Origin of the sequence: Aurantiacibacter sp. MUD11 (genome assembly GCF_026967575.1) — a bacterium.
Taxonomy (GTDB): domain Bacteria; phylum Pseudomonadota; class Alphaproteobacteria; order Sphingomonadales; family Sphingomonadaceae; genus Alteraurantiacibacter.
Genome location: NZ_CP114054.1, coordinates 803,114 through 820,883, shown reverse-complemented (window position 1 = coordinate 820,883; position 17,770 = coordinate 803,114). Strand labels below are relative to the sequence as shown.

Below are 17,770 nucleotides of genomic sequence, written 5' to 3'. Positions count from 1 at the left end.
GATCCGCCAGCACCTTAGCCAAAGTCATTTCGAATGAAACCTGAACCTTGGCAGATGTTTATTCACGTGTTGCGCGCCCATTCGTTGCCCGCCGGTTCCAGCGTGACGAGAAAATTCTCTGCGCTTTCAAGGTATTCGCGCTGGCGCTCCTCGCCCATGCGATCCCAGGTGGAATAGATGCGTCCGATGCGGTGATTGCTCTCCAGCCGGTCGCGGTGGCGGTGCATGAAATGCCAGTAGAGCGCGTTGAAGGGGCAGGCGCCTGCGCCGGTCTTTCTGGAGACCGAGTAGGCGCAGTCGCTGCAGTAGTTGCTCATCTTGTTGATGTAGTTGCCGCTGGCCGCATAGGGCTTGGACGCCAGCTTCCCGCCATCGGCATAGAGCACCATGGCGGCAACGTTGGGCAGCTCCACCCATTCATAGGCATCGGCGTAAACGACGAGGAACCAGTCCTGCACCGCACGCGGCTCCACGCCGGCCAGCAGGGCGAAATTGCCCAGCACCATCAGCCGCTGGATATGGTGCGCGTGGGCATTGTCGCGGGTGGAGCGGATGCAATCCGCAAGGCAGCGCATGTCGGTTTCGCCGGTCCAGTAGAACTCCGGCAGACCGCGCTGGGCATTGAGCTTGTTGGCCGATTGCAGGCCGGGCATCTGGTGCCAGTAGAAACCGCGCACATATTCGCGCCAGCCGATGATCTGGCGAATGAAGCCTTCCACACTGTTGAGTGGCGCGTGGCCGTCTTCGTAGGCCTTCTCCGCCCGCTGACACAGGTCCAGCGGATCGAGCAGGCCGAGGTTGATGCTGGTCGAGAGCATGGAGTGGAACAGGTCGTCCTCCCCATGCACCATGGCATCCTGGTAAGCGCCGAAGTCCGGCAACCGGTCGGCGAAGAAGGTGTCGGCGGCTTCCTCGGCCTGGTCGCGGGTAACCGGCCATTCGAAGCGGTCGAGACTGCCGAAATGGTCACCGAAACGGTCCTCGACCAGTTCGATAACCGCGCGAGTGATCTCGTCCGGTTCGAACTTCGGACGCTCGGGTGCCGAGAGACCGTCCTTGGGCGGCTTGCGGTTCTCTGCATCGAGGTTCCATTGTCCGCCAACCGGCTTGTCGCCCTCCATCAAGAGGCCGGTCTTGCGGCGCATCTCGCGGTAGAAGTACTCCATCCGCAGCGCCTCGCGCCCTTCGGCCCAGTCGCGGAATTCGGCCTTGCTGGCAATGAAGCGGTCGTCGGGGAGGATCTCGACCTCACAGTCGAACTTGTCGGGCCATTCATCGATGGCCTGTTGCACGCGCCATTCCCCGGCCTCGACCATGTGGATGGCACGCGGTGAGTGACGCTCCACCGCACGGGCGACTTCGCCGGTGAAGCTGCCGGAATTCCCCTCGTCAGTCAGCTTGACGTAGTCGACCTGCCATCCGGCATCGCGCAATTCCTGCGCGAAGTGCCGCATGGCGGAGAAGATCAAGGCGATCTTCTGCTTGTGGTGTTTGACGTAGGTCGCCTCGTCCCACACCTCCATCATTAGGATAACGGTGTCGTTCTTGGTCCGACCCCGGATCGAAGCGAGGTCGCGGGTCAGCTGGTCGCCGAGGATGGGAACGAGGATGGGATTGGACATGGATGCCCGCCCCTTAGCTGGCAGCCGTCAGACGAAGCTATACGGATCAATGTCCACGCCTAAGCGCACGCCGGGTGGGTGATCGACGCTGGCCAGCCAGTCGCGGATCACGCTTTGCAGGTTCGCCGTGCGCCGCGCATTGAGCAGCAGGCGATAGCGATAGCGACCGCGCAGCAGCGCCAGCGGGGCGGGGGCGGGGCCGAGCACCATGACATCGTCGAGCGTGGGGCGGGTGGTGCCCAGCCGGTTGGCGGCCTCGCGCGCTTCGGCCTCGTCCTCGCTGGAAATGATGATGGCGGCCCAGCGACCGAACGGCGGTGCCCCGGCATAACGGCGCGCCTCGGTCTCGGCCTCGTAGAAGGCATCGCGGTCGCCCGCTTCCAGCGCAGCGATGACAGGCGCTTCGGGATGGCGCGTCTGGATCAGAACTTCGCCCGGCTTCTCGCCGCGACCGGCGCGCCCGGCCACCTGCGCAACCTGCTGGTAGGTCCGCTCGGCTGCGCGCAAGTCTCCGCCTTCAAGGCCAAGGTCGGCGTCGATCACCCCCACCAGCGTCAGTTCGGGGAAGTGGAAGCCCTTGGTGACCAGCTGCGTGCCGACAATCACGTCGATCGTACCAGCCTCCGCCATGGCGACGAATTCGGCGGCCTTTTCGGGCGAATTGAGCGTGTCGGAGGTGACGATTGCAACGCGCGCCTCCGGCAGCATTTCGGCCACCTCGTCGGCAATTCGTTCCACGCCCGGACCGCAGGCGACCAGGCAATCGGGCTCGCCGCATTCGGGGCATTTCTCCGGCGGGGCGGTTTCGTGGCCGCAATGGTGGCAAGCGAGGCGGGCGGAGAGGCGATGCTCGACCAGCCAGGCACTGCAATTGGGGCACTGGAAGCGAAAGCCGCAATGCCGGCACAGCGTCAGCGGGGCATAGCCGCGACGATTGAGGAACAGCAGCGACTGCTCGCCCTTCTCCAGCCGGTCGAACATGGCACGGCGCAGGGGCGGGGCGATCCAGGCCCCGCTGCCGGGCTTTTCCTCCGTCAGGTTCACCAGCTTGATGTCGGGCAGCTCGGCGCCGCCGAAACGGCTGGGGAGCACCAGTTTCTCGTAGATGCCGCTGTCGGCCATGTGCAGGCTTTCGAGCGCGGGCGTGGCGCTGGCCAGCACCACCGGCACGCTTTCGAAGCGGGCACGCATCACGGCGACGTCGCGGGCGTTGTAGCGCACGCCGTCTTCCTGCTTGAAGCTGACCTCGTGCGCTTCGTCGACGACGATCAGGCCGAGGTTGGCATAAGGCAGGAACAGTGCACTGCGGGCGCCGACCACCACCTGCGCTTCTCCGCTGGCGATGGCGCGCCAGGCCCGTCGCCGCTCGGTCGACTTGAGCGAGCTGTGCCAGGTGACCGGAGCGGCACCGAAGCGTGCTTCAAAGCGACTGAGAAAGGCCTCGGTCAGGGCGATTTCGGGCAGCAGCACCAGCACTTGCCGGTCTGCGGCGATGGCCGCGCTAATGGCTTCGAAATAGGTTTCCGTCTTGCCCGATCCGGTGACGCCGTCGAGCAGGATCGGGGCGAATTCTTCTGCCTTCACCGCTTCCACCAGCCGATCCGCGACCTTGCGCTGGTCGTCGGACAGGTCCGGCAAGTGGAAGTCGGCGCGGGCGCGGGGGTAGGGACGGTCGATGTCGACCTCCACCGGCTCCAGCACGCCCTGGTTCACGAGGCCCCGCAGCACGCCTTCGGACACGCCGGCGATGCCGGAGAGTTCGCGGATCGTGGCCTGTTCGCCTTCCAGTGCCTCGATTGCTGCCGCGCGCTGCGGGGTCATGCGTTCGGGGGTGCCGCCGGTCAGCCGGTATTCGGTCATGGTGGCAGGACCGCGCAGCGCGCCGCCGCTGGAGATCACCATGCGCGCCACTGCCGCCATCGGGGCGACGTAGTATTCGGACGTCCACTCGATCAGCCGGCGCAGTTCCTCGCGCAGCGGCGGCACGTCGAGCACGGCCAGCAATCCGCGCAGCTTGGCATCCGGCACGCTGGTGGCAGGGAGGCGATCCGCCTCCCACACGATTCCCGTCACCTGCCGCGGCCCCAGCGGGGCGACGACGACCGAGCCGTATTCGACCTCCATCCCGTCAGGAACCTTGTAGTCCAGCGGGCCGAGCGCGGCGTTCATCACCAGTAGTCGGGCACGGTTTATGGGCATTGCGCGTTATATGGGCACCAGCCTATCCACCCGGCAAGGAGAGGGACAATCTTATGACCGAATTCGCCAGCCAGCCCACCAGCCGCCGCCGGTTCCTTGTCGGAGCAGGGGCGGGCGCGACGCTCCTGACGCTGCCGTCATGCGCCAGTTTCGGCGGGTTCAGCCTGACCGATGCGATCCGCCGCCTGCTTTACCTTTCCAGCGAACGTGCATTCCTGCGGCTGACCGCGCCCGGCGGTTTCTGGGACGAACAGGTGGCGGCGCTGGGGCTGCCCAACCTGCTGGGCACGCGCGGCGGGGTGCTGGCGAGCATTCTCACCTCTTCGCTGTTCAAGGACCGGCTGGAAGGCGCTTTTGCCGATATTGCCATCGAGGGGGCGGAACGCGCTGCCCCGCTGGTGGCAGATGCGGTACGGGTGATCGGTATCGACAACGCCATCGCGCTGGTCAATGGCGGGCCGACCTCGGCCACCGCTTTCTTGCGCCAGAGCATGGGCACGACGCTGGTCGAAGCCATGGTGCCCGAGGTGGGCGAGGCGATGACCATCGCCAGCGAACCGCTGGTGGCACAGCTGCTGGCGGGCCTTACCGGCATCGACGTGGCGGGCGTGGCGCGCAACGTTTCGACCAGCGTCGACAACGCCATCTGGCGCGAGATGGGCGTGGAGGAAGCCGCCATCCGGCGCGACCCTGGCTCCACCAACGATCCGCTGCTGATCGGCGTATTCGGCGCGGGTGCAGTCCTTTAACCCCTGCATGTTTGCAAGGTGGTGCACAAAAGAGCCCCTTGCGCCTAGCCGCACAGGCTCTAGGCAGCGGCACGAGAAAGTAGCCGCATGTCCGACGAATCCCCTCTCGATCGCTTCAAGACCGCGCTGACCGGCGCGACGCGCGCGATTGCGCGCAATCCGGAAGCGGAGATCGCCTGGACGGCGGACCAGCCTTCGCAGCAGGGCAAGTCCGCCCGCGTGCCCATGCCCCCGCGCGATGTGCCGCCCGAAGCGGCGCGGGAAGCACGCGGCTTTGCCGACAGCTTTGCCCTGCGCCTGCGCCATCATGACGGGGCGCTGCACAACAAGCTGCGGCCCGAGGATGCCGATGCGCGCGCCTGCTACGACACCATCGAGCGCGTGCGTTACGAGGCCATCGGCGAGACCGAATATGCCGGCATGCGCGGCAATCTGGAGGCGATGCAGGACCGCCGCTTGGCAGGCGACCCCATCACTCGCGCCGAAACCGCCGAGGAGGTGCCGCTGCACACCGCGCTGGGCTTGCTGCTGCGCGAGCAGCTGACCGGGCAGAAGGTCCCGCTCGCCGCGCGCGAGGGTGTGGAACTGGTGCGTGAATTCATCGAAAGCCGCACTGGCGACGATTTCGAGCAGCTGGGCGAGCTGCTGCACGACCAGTCGGCCTTCCAGCAGCTTGGCCTCGACATGCTGCGCCACCTCGACATGGTGCCTGCCCAGCCGGAGGAGGCCGACGGCTTCGACGAGGACGAGGGCGAGGACAAGGGCGAGGACGAAAGCCCCGAAGATCAGGACGAGGACGGCAGCGAACAGTCCGACCAGCCGGAAATGCGCGCCGAAGGTGCCGAGGGCGAGGAGGGCGAGGGCGACGAGTCAGAGCAGGTGCCTGGCGAGGACGAACTGGTCGAAGGCGATCCCGGCGAAGACGGCGAGGAAATGATGCTGCCCCAGCGCAAGAACGCGCCGTGGCAGGATATTCCCAGCACCTTCGAATACAAGGCCTTCACCGAGAGCTTCGACGAAGTGGTCGAGGCGACGGACCTATGCGATTACGAGGAACTCGATCGCCTGCGCGCCTACCTCGACAGCCAGCTTGCCGGGTTGGCAGGTGTGGTGACGCGCCTTGCCAATCGCCTGCAGCGCCGCCTGATGGCACAGCAGAGCCGCAGCTGGGATTTCGACCAGGAAGAGGGCCTGCTGGACGCCGCCCGTCTGGCGCGTGTCGTGGTCAGCCCCGGTCACTCGCTCAGCTACAAGGTCGAGCACGAGCAGGAGTTCAAGGACACCGTCGTCACCCTGCTGATCGACAATTCCGGCTCCATGCGCGGTCGTCCGATCTCCATCGCCGCGATCAGCGCGGACATCCTTGCCCGCACGCTGGAACGCTGCGGGGTGAAGGTGGAAATCCTCGGCTTCACCACCCGGGCCTGGAAGGGCGGGCAGAGCCGCGAGAAGTGGCTGGCCGATGGCCGCCCGGAGAATCCCGGTCGCCTGAACGACCTGCGCCACATCATCTACAAGAAGGCCGACGAGCCGATGCGCCGCGCGCGCCGCAGTCTCGGCCTGATGATGCGCGAAGGGCTGCTGAAGGAAAACATCGACGGGGAGGCGTTGCTCTGGGCGCACGAACGCCTGCTCGCCCGCCCTGAAGACCGCCGCATCCTGATGGTGATTTCAGACGGCGCGCCGGTGGACGACTCCACCCTGTCGGTGAACTCCGCAGGTTACCTGGAGGCGCACCTGCGCAAGGTGATCGAGTGGATCGAGAAGGTCAGCCCGGTCCAACTCGTCGCCATCGGCATCGGCCATGACGTGACCCGTTATTACAAGAAGGCGGTGACGATCATGGACGTCGAGCAACTCGGCGGCACGATCATCGAGCAGCTGGCGGACCTGTTCGAGATCGAGTGATGAAGAAATACCTCGCCGTCTTCTCGCTTACAGCTCTCGTCATCGGCGGTTGGTATCTCGCATCGCCGTACTGGTCGCTGATGAAGCTGGGCGAGGCGGTGCGCGATCGGAACGTGGCGGAACTGCAGGAACGCGTCGACTATCCCGCGCTGCGCGCCTCGGCCGCCGAGCAGTTCGGGCGCATTGCCCGGGAGCGCATCGAAGAGGGCAACCTGCTGGAGCAACTTGGCCGGGCAGCAGCATCTGCGCTTGACCGGAATGGCGACGATTTCACCCTTTCGCCGGAAGTCATGGTCGATACGCTGCTGACCGACGATCTTGCCCGCAACCTGGTGCCGCCGGACATCCAGGGCCCGCCGCTGGGCTTCGATATCGAGCGCCAGGGCTTCGACCGCTTTGTCGCGCTGGGCATCCACGATGACGGCACACGCGGTCCGGACCTGATTTTCGAGCGCGACGGGCTGGGCTGGGACCTGGTGGGCTTCGAACTGCCCTGAACCTGCTAGCGGCGCCACTCGCCGGCGCGCTGCAACAGGTCGATGACTTCCTCGTCGGTATTCTGCGCGAAGTCGGCATAGTGCGCGCCCACCGCGTAGAAGGGGTCGGGCGTTTTCAGGAAGACCAGTTCGTCGCACAGTTCTCGCATCTCCTCGACGGCAGACAGCGGCGCGACGGGGACTGCCAGAACGATCTTGGTGGCATTCGATTTGCGCAACGCCTGCAGGGCGGCCTTCACGGTGCCGCCGGTGGCGATACCGTCATCGACCACCACCACGGTGCGGCCTTCCGAGGAGAGCGCTTCGCCCGGCCGGTAGAGCGCGCGGCGGCGTTCGATTTCTTCCAGCTGCCGCGTCTTCTCCTGCTCGATATATTCCGGCGTCGCGCCGACAATCCGGGCGATCTGCTCGTCGATGACGACTTGCGGCGAGGCTCCGTCCACCAGCGCGCCGATGCCGTATTCCTCGTGACCGGGCGCGCCCAGTTTGCGCACCAGAATGATGTCGAGCGGAGCTTCCAGCCGCTTCGCCACCTCGTAGGCCACCGGCACGCCGCCGCGCGGCAGCGCGAGGATCAACGGATCGTCGAGGCCGAGCGCGGCCACCGCTTCGGCAAGTTCCCGCCCGGCGCTACGGCGATGTTCGAACTGGTCACGTCGCAGAGTCATTCCTGTCTCTCCGGCAGGTGGTTAAGGAACCAGCCGGTGGCGAGGTCGACGACCTGGTCCAGCGTTCCCGGCTCTTCGAACAGGTGGCCGGCACCGGGTACGATTGCCAACTCATGCTTGCATGTCATCGGCTCGGCGGCGGCACGGTTGAGGTCGATCACCATGCCATCCAGGCTGCCGACGATCAGCAGCGTGGGCGCCTTCAGTTCCACCAGCGCTGCCACGCCCGCGAGGTCGGGCCTGCCCCCGCGCGAAACCACGGCGGCGATCCGCCTGTCCCCGGCCGCCGCGCGGATCGCTGCCCCGCCGCCGGTGCTGGCGCCGAAATATGCGGGCCGGAGGCGGGCCGTGTCGGCATTGTCTGCCACCCAGTCGACCGCCAGCCGCAGGCGGGAGGCGAGCAGGCCGATATCGAACACGTTGCGCCGGTCCTGTTCCTCGGCCGGCGAAAGCAGGTCCAGCAGCAGGGTGGCGAGCCCGGCCTGGCGCAGCCGCGCGGCGACGTAGTTGTTGCGCGGACTCATCCGGCCGGAGCCGCTGCCATGAGCGAAGATGACGATCCCCGCCGCCTTGTCCGGCACGCCGAGAAAGGCTTGCAGCGCCAGTTCCCCGCCGAGGGTGACCTCGCGGCAGTCGGGTGGAGGCAGGGCCATGCTCATAGTCCGAACGGCCATGTGTCGGGCGCCCCGTGCGGGCGTTCGGCCCCCAACGGTGTGACCGCGCGACTTTCGTCGAACCAGACCCAGGCGTCGAACTGGTCGGCCATGATCGATTCGAAGTAGTGGCTCGAAAGCTCGCTTTGCGGGCGGTAGACGACGCCGATCGCCCGTTCGAGCAGGTTGTTCGATAGTGCATCGACCAGCTCGCGCCGCGTGCGGCCGCGCCAGTCGGTCAGCGAGCGGGCGATTCCGGTCTTGCGGAACATGCCTTCCCAGCTGTCGTCGCGGGCGGTGCGCACGCGCTTCACCTCCATGGCGCCGCCCCAGTCGGAAGCGGCGGCCACGGTGCCGCGGTCGGTTCCGAAGCCGATCAGCACCGCATCGTCGCCATAGGCATTGCGCACCAGTTCGCCGATGTTGAATTCGCCTTGCCAGCCCATCGCCGTGGCCGAGGCATTGCCGACGTGCGAATTGTGCGCCCAGACTACCGCGCGGGCCTCCTTGGTGTGGGCCATCAGCCGCTGGAGCGTGTCGAACATGTGCCGGTCGCGCAGGTTCCAGCTTTCGGCCGCGCCGCGATAGAGCGAGCGGTAATACCTCTCGGCTGCGCGCACGATGCGGGCGTTCTGTTCGGCATCGAAATAGGCTTCGCCGTCCTCGACTCCCTGCCGTGCGATCAGCTCCATCCGCCGCTTCAGGAGATCGCCGAGCTGGGCGACCATGGTTTCCTCGCACTTGGCAAGGCCGCCGTAGGCAACGGCACGGGCGTATTCCTGCGGTTCGTCCTGCCACGGGGTCAGGCAGCCGTACCGCTGCCGTGCCTGGTCCACTTCGTCAGGGCAGTGGTTTTCGAGATAGGCGATGACCGCGTGGATCGATTCACGCAGGCTGTAGACGTCGAGACCGCGCATGCTGGCGCGGCTTTCCTGGGGCAGGTCGGCATTGTGGTGACGCAGCCAGTCGGCAAAGGCGAGCACTTCCTCGTTGCGCCACATCCACGTGGGGAAGCGGGCGAAGGGCTCGCCGCCGCGTGGGCGCGCGGCACCATGGCGGACATAGTCGTCGATCCGGGCGACGTCCGGCCAGTCGCCTTCGATCGCCACGATATTGAAGCCGTGCCGCTCGATCAGGCGCCGGGTGATCTGCGCCCGCGCGGCATAGAATTCGTGCGTCCCATGGGTCGCTTCGCCCAGCAGGACGATCCGGGCGTCGGCAAATCGCTCGAACTTGTCGGCGAAATCGGGCGTATCGGGTGAGGGCAGCAGTTCGGCATGTTCGCGCAGGGTCACGGGCAGGTCAGCGGGAACCTGGGTGATTGGACTATGGATGGTCACTGTGCGCCTCCACTGCCGGAACTATCACGCCATATCAGGGCAAGCGCGCACGCCTTGCATTGATGTACGTCAAGTGCCGAGATGGCCGTGTCGGCGAGATTGCCGCAAGCGCGGCTTGTCCCCCGCCGCCGCCCGCTCTAAGCGAACGCGCAATGTCTGAACTGAAGCTCTTCAATTCCCTCACCCGCACGGTCGAGCCGTTCCACCCCGTCCATGAAGGCGAGGCTCGGGTCTATACCTGCGGGCCGACGGTCTACAATTACCCGCATATCGGCAACATGCGCGCCTATGTCTTCGCCGACGTGCTGGGCCGCACGCTGAGCTGGAAGGGCTACAAGCTCACCCACGTGATCAACATCACCGACGTCGGCCACCTGACCGACGATGCCGATGCCGGCGAGGACAAGATGGAGAAAATGGCTGCCGAACGCGCGCAGTCGATCTGGGACATCGCCAAGCACTATACCGAGGCCTACTGGGCCGACGTGAAGGCGCTCAACATCCGCCAGCCGGCACACTGGTCCGTCGCCACCGACTACATCGACGAGATGCTGGAGTTCGCCAAGAGCATTGCCGACAAGCATTGCTACGAGCTCGACAGCGGCCTCTACTTCGATGTTTCCACCGTGGAGGACTACGGGCGGCTGGCGCGTGCGGTCACCGAAGAAGGCGAAGGCCGGATCGATACGGTGGAAGGCAAGCGCAACGCTGCCGATTTCGCCATCTGGCGCAAGACCCCGCCGGGTGAGAAGCGGCAGATGGAATGGGACAGCCCGTGGGGCAAGGGCGCGCCGGGCTGGCACCTCGAATGTTCAGTGATGGGCGAGAAGCTGCTCGGCTTCCCGTTCGACATTCATACCGGCGGCATCGACCACCGCGAAATCCACCACCCCAACGAGATCGCCCAGAACCAGGCCTTCTGCGGTTGCGGCGGCCTGTCCGAAGCCACCAACAGCGGGGCGCGCTTCTGGATGCACAACAACTTCCTGGTCGAGCGCAGCGGCAAGATGAGCAAGAGCGCAGGCGAGTTCCTGCGGCTGCAACTGCTGATCGACAAGGGCTACCACCCGCTCGCCTACCGCATGATGTGCCTGCAGGCGCATTACCGCAGCGAACTGGAGTTCAGCTGGGAAGGGCTGGGCGCGGCACTCACCCGCCTCAAGCGCATGGTGATGCAGGTCGAACGCTGGAAGGACCGCCATGCCGAGCGCGGCGGCGAGGCCATTGAGGCCGATGCCTGGAAGGGTCATCCCAAGACGCGCGAGCCGCTGGACAGGTTCGATGCCGCCATTTCCAGCGATCTCAACACCGCCGATGCACTGGTGATGCTGGACGACGTGCTGTCGCTGAAGAAGATCGATCCCGCGATTGTGCTTTCCGCCGTGGCGCGAATGGACGCGGTGCTGGGCCTCGGCCTGCTCGACCTCTCGCGCACCGACCTGCGCATCCGCCCGAAAAACGCCGAGATTACCGAGGCGGAGATCGAGGATGCGCTGGAACGCCGCAAGGTCGCTCGCGCAGAGAAGGACTTTGCCACCAGCGATGCCTTGCGTGACGAGCTAACTGCCAAGGGCGTCGAGGTGATGGACGGCGACCCGCTCGGCTGGGAGTGGAAGCTATAGTCCGCGCGGTCCTCCCCGCATGGGCTCGCCCCGGACTGGAAGGGAATCTTCCCGACTGGCTGGACGTTGCCTGGTGGGAGGACGAGCAGCAGTTGCTCGACCTCGCGCCCTCGGCGCAGATCGGCTGGTTCGACATGCACGTGAAGCCGCCCGCGCTGGCCGCCATTGCCAAGGCGCGCCGCCTCGAATGGCTTTTCAGTGCCTATGCCGGGGTCGACTGGATGCCGCTCGCGGACCTTAAGGAACGCGGGGTGACGCTGACCTGCGGCGCGGGGCTGGCGGCGAACCAGGTGGCTGAATTCGCGGTCATGTCGATGCTCGCCTACGCCCGGGGCTATCGTCAGATCGTGCGCGCGCAGGACAAGCACGAATGGCTCGGCTGGCCGCCCTCGATGCGCGAAATGGCGGGCAGCCGCGCGCTGATCCTCGGCTATGGCTCAATCGGACAGGCCATCGGGCGGATGCTGGCAGGTTTCGAAGTCGACTGCGTTCCCGTGCGCAGCAAGCCGGGCGAGGGTGTGCTCGGCCCCGACGAATGGCAGGCACAGCTGGGCGAATTCGACTGGGTCGTGATGTCGCTGCCCAATACGCCGGAGACGAACGGCATGTTCGGCGCGACGGAACTGGCGGCGATGAAGGACGACGCGGTGCTGGTGAACTACGGACGCGCCGAAGTTGTCGACCAGGAGGCGCTGGTTGCGGCGCTGGAGGGCGAGATCATCGGCGGGGCGATCCTCGACCTGACGCTGCCCGAGCCGCTGCCGCCCGAACACGGGCTCTGGTCGCTGGAGAACGCGCATGTCACCATGCACCTCTCCGGTATTCCCAACGAGGCGAGCCGCCAGCGCGCAGCGCAGCGTTTCCTCGACAATTGCGAACGGTTTCGCACAGGCCAGCCGCTGGAGGCGGAAGTCGACCTGGTGCGCGGCTACTAGAGTCAGATTATTTCCTGACAGCGTAAGCCCATTCTGATACGCCACTGCCACGCCGAGCCGGTAATCGGACGGATGGGGTCGCAATCTGATGGGGGGCGAGCGCAGGGGGCGCGCGCCGCAACAGGGGGGAATTGCGACCGTGGCCGACACCAAGAAAGCGTCTGACCTTTTCATCGAATGCCTTGAAGCCGAGGGCGTCGAGTACATCTTCGGCGTGCCCGGAGAGGAAAATCTCGACTTCCTCGAGAGCCTGTCGGACTCCAAGCAGATCAAGCTGATCCTGACCCGGCATGAACAGGGAGCGGGCTTCATGGCGGCCACCTACGGGCGCCATACCGGCAAGACCGGGGTCTGCGTCGCCACGCTTGGCCCGGGCGCGACCAACTTCGTGACGGCGGGCGCCTATGCCCAGCTGGGCGGCATGCCGATGATGATGATCACCGGGCAGAAGCCGATCAAGAAGTCCAAGCAGGGCCGCTTCCAGATCCTCGACGTGGTCGAGATGATGAAGCCGATCACCAAGTATGCGCACCAGCTGGCGGCGGGCGAGAACATCCCCAGTCGCATCCGCGAGGCCTTCCGCCTGGCGGAAGAGGAGAAACCCGGCGCGGTGCACCTCGAATTCCCGGAGGACATTGCCGAGGAACAGTGCCACTCGCGCCCGATCCCGGCCTCCATCGCTCGTCGCCCCTCGGCGGAAGGCAAGGCCGTGCGGCAGGCGGTCGAGGCGCTTGAGGCGGCCGAGCGTCCGGTGCTGGTGATCGGCGCCGGCGCCAACCGCAAGATGACCGGTCGCATGCTGCGCCAGTTCATCGAGAAGACCGGCATCCCCTTCGTCACCACGCAGATGGGCAAGGGCGTGATCGACGAACGGCACCCGTTGTTCCTCGGCTGCGCGGCGCTGTCTGCGGGCGACTTCGTCCACCGCGCGATCGAAGATTTCGGACTGTATCGTGAACATTCGGCCCACGACGTGATGAAAAGCCGCCCCTTTTTCATGGAAGCCGGCGGACCCGCTGATCCACGTTTTCCACCAAGACGGCGGAGGTGGACCCGGTCGAATTTCCCCGCAGATCGAAGTAATCGCGACATCGCCAACGCCATCTGGCAGATCAAGGAAGACATCGTCCCCCGCAGGGCAGTGATGCTGAGGCGCTCACCCAGGATCGCAAAGGCCGATGTCGCGCACACGCAGGAACTGGCCCGCCGACGATCGCTTCCCGATCTTCCCGCCGCACCTGGTGGCAGCAAGTGCCCCGCGATTGCATGCCCGAAGACGGCATCAGCTGCCTCGACACCGCGTCTACAAGATCTGGTTCGCGCGCGTTACACCCGCGTACCTGCCCAACACCGTGCTGCTGGACAATGCCTGGCGACCATGTGCGGGCCTGCCCTCGGCGATGATGAGCGCCATGCTTCTATCCGGAAACGCAGGTGATGGCGATCTGCGGTACGGCGGCTTCATATAACAGCCAGGAAATGAAACCGCCCCCGGGGGGGGTCCGTCCTCGGCCTCATCGACCGTGCTGATCCGGCGCACGATGCCTACGGCATGATTCCGCTGGAAGCAGGCCACATGGGCTTTTCAAGACTGGGGGCCTGACCTACGGCAACCCGGATTCGTCGACTAAGGCCAACAGCTATGGCGCCATCGGCCACCGCGTCGAAAGCCAGTGAGCCCAGCGCGAAGTGCTCGCTCACTGCCGTGAGACCCGGGCGTGCACCTATCGAGTGTCCGGTCCGATTACACCGAGAACGACCAGAACCCTGAACATCGACATCAAGGAACGGAGCAAGAAGGCTCTGAGTCGGCCCTCAGGAGGACCCGATGCCCAACTGAAAGACGTTTACCCGCTCTACCTCAACAACAAGGCAGTGGCAGCCCAACACCGACCTGGAGGTGACGGACAAGTACACCGCGAAGTCGCCTTCCGCACCGCGCTGGCACCCCGGAAACGTGATCCGAGGACAGCATTGCCGGGTGCCGTGCGCGCGGCGGAGCCGATGGCCCAGATGGCACAGCTTCGAACTTCAGGCCGTGCTCGAACACTGCGTGAAGCGGTTCCGCGAACGCTATGACGAGCTGGCCTATTCGTTGTGCGTGGAGGCGGGCAAGCCGATCAAGGATGCCGAGGGCGAGGTCGACCGGCTGATCGACACCTTCAAGATTGCCGCCGAGGAATCGACGCGCAATTACGGAGAGGTCCAGCCGCTGGACATTTCCGCGCGCGCCAAGGGCTACATGGGAATGTGGAAGCGCGTGCCGATCGGCCCGTGCAGCTTCATCTCGCCGTTCAACTTCCCGCTGAACCTGGCCGCGCACAAGATCGCACCGGCCATTGCCGTGGGCTGTCCGTTCGTGATGAAGCCCGCGTCCAAGACACCGCTCGGCGCATTGATCATGGGGGAAGTGCTGGCGGAGACGGACCTGCCGGAAGGTGCCTTCTCAATCCTGCCCGCCAGCCGCGACGGGGCCGACCTGTTCACGGTGGATGAACGGCTCAAGCTGCTCAGCTTCACCGGTTCCCCCGGCGTGGGCTGGGATCTGAAGGCCAAGGCGGGCAAGAAGCCGGTGATTCTGGAACTGGGCGGCAATGCGGCGGTGATCGTCGACAAGGATGCCGACCTCGATCACGCGCTGGCGCGGATCATCTTCGGAGCCTTTTACCAGTCCGGCCAGAGCTGCATCGGCGTGCAGCGCATCATCATCCACGAAGACATCTACGACACCTTCAAGGACATGCTGGTCGCCAAGACCAAGACGCTGGTGGCGGGCGATCCGAAGGACCGCGATACCTTCATCGGGCCGATGATCTCGGAAAAGGAAGCCCAGCGTCTGAAGGGCTGGATCGACTCGGCGGTGGAGCAGGGCGCAAAGCTGCTGTGCGGTGGCGGGCTGGAAGGCGCGATGCTGGAAGCGACGCTGCTGGAAGACGTGCCGACCAATGCCGACGCCAACTGGGAAGAGGCTTTTGGGCCGCTGGCCAACCTGTCGAAGTTCTCCGACTTCTACGAGGCGCTGGAGCAGGTGAACAATTCCAAGTTCGGCCTGCAGGCGGGCATTTTCACGCGCGATATCCACCAGGTGCTGGACGCGTGGGACACGCTGGACGTAGGCGGCGTGGTGGTGAACGATGTCTCGTCCTACCGCGTGGACAACATGCCCTATGGCGGGGTGAAGGATTCCGGTCTCGGCCGCGAAGGCATTCGCTTTGCCATGGACGACATGACCGAGATCCGGAACCTCGTGATCCGCCGCGCCTAGGGCCTAGCTCTCCTCGAGCAGCAGGACCTCGCAGCTTACCCGCAGCTGCGGCGGCTCTACCCGGCTGTCGACTTCGACCACTGCCGCATCGGCGACCAGTTGGCCGCGGATGGTGAATTCGTGTTCGGGCAGGAAGGCGATGAAGCACTCGCCCGCGTCGGTGGCATCTTCACCTTCGAACAGCAGTTCTACCCGGTGCCGGGTGCCGGCGAAGGTGATGCTGGCCCAGCTCTTTTCCTCGTGCCGGGTGATGCGGCCCTTGCGCTCGGCCAGCGTCAGCAGGGCATCGGCTAGCAGTTCGCGCGGGCCGCGCTTGATGTGGCGCCTGGCCGGGGGCGGGGTGATGGAATCAGAATGCACCAGTGGCCTCCCGATATTCGTTCATGAAATGCTCTACCCGTCTTTCCGTGGAGGGTCGGGGTGTGCGGCCATTGCGCAAGTCGAGCACGAAGCGGGGATCGCGAGTCGCCAGGCGACCGAACTTGGTGGGCGGCATGCGCGTGTGACGCAGGAATACTTCGATTTTACGGATGAGCATGGTGCGAACCCTCCTCCTGATTTCGTTTTGTATCGGTCACATACGCGACTCGATGACGCTATTGGTTGCCCGCCAAATCCTACTTGTCTAGGAAAAATACATCGTATAGGAAGAATTTCTTGCGAGAGATAGGAAGCGAATGATGGATCCGCGTGAAAGACTGTCAGAGTTGGCCAAGGAAAAGGGCGTGAGCCTCGCTGCCCTGTCCCGGATGCTTTCGCGCAATCCTACGTATCTTCAGCAGTATATCACCAAGGGAAGCCCCAAGAAGCTGGAAGAAGAGGACCGGCGCACGCTGGCGCAGTTCCTCGGTGTGCCGGAACGCGAATTGGGTGGGCCTAAGGAAAATTCCTACGCTCCGCGAAGCGATTCGGAGTGGGTCGAAGTGCCGCGCCTCGATGTCGATGCCTCGGCCGGGCCGGGTACATCCGGAGCGCAGGAAAAGGTTTTCGACGCCTTCCGCTTCTCGCGCCGCTGGCTGGCCGAACAGGGCCTTGATGGCGCGCAGCTATCCGCCATTCGGGTGGTCGGTGATTCGATGGAACCGCTGCTGCGCGAAGGAGACGAGGTGCTGGTCGACAGCCGTGAGGCGCCCTTCCGCGACGGCGTGCATGTCGTGCGCCTGGACGACGTGCTGCTGGTGAAGCGCGTCGCCAGCAAAGGCGGCGGGCGCTTCTCGCTGCTTAGCCAGAACCTCGCCTATCCACCGATCGACGTCAGCGCCGACGAGTTCGCCGTGATCGGCCGTGTGGTGTGGAAGAGTGGGCGGGTCTAGGCCCAGCCAATCTGCCGCAAGGCCTGCACGTCGTTCCAGATCTTGGTCATGTGGCTGATCTTCCCGTCTTCCAGCTTGATGACATAGCAGTAGTCGGAAGCCGCCGCCTTGCCCGTGGGCGGTACGGGGCCACCTTCGCCGGTGTGTGTGCCATGGAAGACAGCTGCCGCGCTGATGGCTCCGCGTTCCTCGTCATGACCGAAGGCCAGCATGTCATAGCGGGCGTCGGGCATCAGTCCGGCCATGCCGGCCATCCAGTCCGTATAGCCTTCCAGGGTGCTCACATCCGCCAGCGCGTCCGCTTGTGCCGAAAAGCCGGCATCGGGCTTGCACCACTGCTTGCAGACAGCCCATCCCTTGCCGGTTTCGCAGGCGTCGAAAAACGCGAGCACATCGTCCTTGATTGCCATTGATATACCCCCTGTTACCCGCGACCCCTGACTTGTGTGCCTCTTCTCGTGAAGATGGTCCAGTCCGGTGTCACCGATCGATCAGAGCCGCAGCTTGAACCCGGCGTGAGTCGCCGAGAAGCCGAGCCTTTCGTAAAACCGGTGCGCGTCCGGACGATTCACGTCGCTGGTCAGTTGCACCACCCCGCAGCCTCGCTCCTCGCAGCGCGCAATCGCCCAGCGCATCATCGCCGCACCCACGCCCTTGCCGCGCAGCTCGGGCGTGACCCGCACGCTCTCGATCTGGCCGCGCCAGGCGCCCTTGCGGGATACGCCGGGCAGGTAGCTGAGCTGGAAGCTGGCGACGGGCGTACCGTCCAGTTCGACTATCCACAATTCGTGATTGGGATCGGCTTCTATCGCCCGCATCGCCTCCTGCTGTTGGCCGTGGTTGTCGGGCGGGGCGATGTCGCGCGCGGCGGCCACCTCGTCGGCCTCGATCAGCGCGTCGAGGAAGGGCAGGTCGGCCATGCTGGCCTCGCGATAGGTCAGTTCGTTCATGCCCGCCTTCTAGGCTTGCATCCTGCCCACGTCACCGCCACGTAACCAG

Annotated in this window: 16 protein-coding genes and 1 pseudogene; 8 read left to right on the top strand and 9 right to left on the bottom strand. The window is 65.2% G+C overall.

Annotated elements, in window-relative coordinates:
- Positions 1-62 precede the first annotated feature (62 nt).
- Entirely contained in the window at positions 63-1,622 is a 1,560-nt protein-coding gene (locus OZN62_RS04020; protein WP_269101451.1) for a cryptochrome/photolyase family protein, read from the bottom strand.
- 27 nt (positions 1,623-1,649) lie between these two features.
- Entirely contained in the window at positions 1,650-3,815 is a 2,166-nt protein-coding gene (locus OZN62_RS04015) for a primosomal protein N' (RefSeq protein ID WP_269102102.1), read from the bottom strand.
- A 59-nt stretch (positions 3,816-3,874) separates the two neighbouring features.
- Here OZN62_RS04015 and OZN62_RS04010 point away from each other — a divergent pair, with 59 nt between their 5' ends.
- The 3 genes from OZN62_RS04010 to OZN62_RS04000 all read left to right on the top strand — a co-directional run bounded on the left by OZN62_RS04010 (position 3,875) and on the right by OZN62_RS04000 (position 6,975).
- On the top strand, positions 3,875-4,570 hold the full coding sequence (locus OZN62_RS04010; RefSeq protein WP_269101450.1) for a DUF4197 domain-containing protein: 696 nt from the start codon (positions 3,875-3,877) through the stop codon (positions 4,568-4,570).
- A gap of 87 nt (positions 4,571-4,657) precedes the next feature.
- A complete protein-coding gene (gene cobT, locus OZN62_RS04005; RefSeq protein ID WP_269101449.1) occupies positions 4,658-6,478 on the top strand; it encodes a cobaltochelatase subunit CobT in 1,821 nt (606 codons plus the stop codon).
- Positions 6,478-6,975, top strand: coding sequence for a DUF2939 domain-containing protein (locus tag OZN62_RS04000; protein WP_269101448.1), 498 nt, complete (start codon positions 6,478-6,480; stop codon positions 6,973-6,975). Before cobT ends, OZN62_RS04000 begins: the two co-directional genes overlap by 1 nt.
- Before the next feature lie 5 nt (positions 6,976-6,980).
- Here the strand turns inward: OZN62_RS04000 and OZN62_RS03995 are convergent, their stop codons facing one another.
- The 3 genes from OZN62_RS03995 to OZN62_RS03985 are packed head-to-tail and all read right to left on the bottom strand — an operon-like array spanning position 6,981 to position 9,636.
- Positions 6,981-7,643, bottom strand: a complete 663-nt coding sequence (locus OZN62_RS03995) for a phosphoribosyltransferase (protein ID WP_269101447.1) — start codon at positions 7,641-7,643, stop codon at positions 6,981-6,983.
- Complete coding sequence (locus OZN62_RS03990) at positions 7,640-8,296, bottom strand: dienelactone hydrolase family protein (protein ID WP_269101446.1); 657 nt, start codon at positions 8,294-8,296, stop codon at positions 7,640-7,642. The genes OZN62_RS03995 and OZN62_RS03990 overlap by 4 nt, the downstream gene beginning before the upstream one ends.
- 2 nt (positions 8,297-8,298) lie before the next feature.
- On the bottom strand, positions 8,299-9,636 hold the full coding sequence (locus OZN62_RS03985) for an erythromycin esterase family protein (RefSeq protein WP_269101445.1): 1,338 nt from the start codon (positions 9,634-9,636) through the stop codon (positions 8,299-8,301).
- A gap of 152 nt (positions 9,637-9,788) precedes the next feature.
- Between OZN62_RS03985 and cysS the strand changes: the two genes are divergently transcribed.
- From cysS to OZN62_RS03965, 4 genes and pseudogenes are all read left to right on the top strand, one after another.
- A complete protein-coding gene (gene cysS, locus OZN62_RS03980) occupies positions 9,789-11,258 on the top strand; it encodes a cysteine--tRNA ligase (protein ID WP_269101444.1) in 1,470 nt (489 codons plus the stop codon).
- Complete coding sequence (locus OZN62_RS03975) at positions 11,246-12,193, top strand: D-2-hydroxyacid dehydrogenase (protein WP_330848763.1); 948 nt, start codon at positions 11,246-11,248, stop codon at positions 12,191-12,193. Before cysS ends, OZN62_RS03975 begins: the two co-directional genes overlap by 13 nt.
- A gap of 139 nt (positions 12,194-12,332) precedes the next feature.
- Complete coding sequence (locus OZN62_RS03970) at positions 12,333-13,631, top strand: thiamine pyrophosphate-binding protein (RefSeq protein ID WP_330848762.1); 1,299 nt, start codon at positions 12,333-12,335, stop codon at positions 13,629-13,631.
- Between the two features lie 365 nt (positions 13,632-13,996).
- Positions 13,997-15,458: pseudogene (locus OZN62_RS03965) on the top strand (aldehyde dehydrogenase family protein).
- A gap of 3 nt (positions 15,459-15,461) precedes the next feature.
- On the opposite strand, the gene OZN62_RS03960 reads toward OZN62_RS03965, so the two are convergent.
- Both OZN62_RS03960 and OZN62_RS03955 read right to left on the bottom strand, forming a co-directional pair.
- Complete coding sequence (locus tag OZN62_RS03960; RefSeq protein WP_269101443.1) at positions 15,462-15,818, bottom strand: hypothetical protein; 357 nt, start codon at positions 15,816-15,818, stop codon at positions 15,462-15,464.
- On the bottom strand, positions 15,808-15,996 hold the full coding sequence (locus tag OZN62_RS03955) for a hypothetical protein (RefSeq protein WP_269101442.1): 189 nt from the start codon (positions 15,994-15,996) through the stop codon (positions 15,808-15,810). Before OZN62_RS03955 ends, OZN62_RS03960 begins: the two co-directional genes overlap by 11 nt.
- Positions 15,997-16,183: 187 nt before the next feature.
- Here OZN62_RS03955 and OZN62_RS03950 point away from each other — a divergent pair, with 187 nt between their 5' ends.
- Positions 16,184-16,771: a S24 family peptidase gene (locus OZN62_RS03950; protein WP_330848761.1), complete on the top strand. Its 588-nt coding sequence runs from the start codon at positions 16,184-16,186 to the stop codon at positions 16,769-16,771.
- On the opposite strand, the gene OZN62_RS03945 is transcribed toward OZN62_RS03950, so the two are convergent.
- Both OZN62_RS03945 and OZN62_RS03940 read right to left on the bottom strand, forming a co-directional pair.
- Positions 16,768-17,181, bottom strand: a complete 414-nt coding sequence (locus OZN62_RS03945) for an ester cyclase (protein WP_269101441.1) — start codon at positions 17,179-17,181, stop codon at positions 16,768-16,770. The two genes, OZN62_RS03950 and OZN62_RS03945, sit on opposite strands and share 4 nt — an antisense overlap.
- Positions 17,182-17,262: 81 nt before the next feature.
- A complete protein-coding gene (locus OZN62_RS03940) occupies positions 17,263-17,721 on the bottom strand; it encodes a GNAT family N-acetyltransferase (RefSeq protein WP_269101440.1) in 459 nt (152 codons plus the stop codon).
- Between the last annotated feature and the right edge of the window lie 49 nt (positions 17,722-17,770).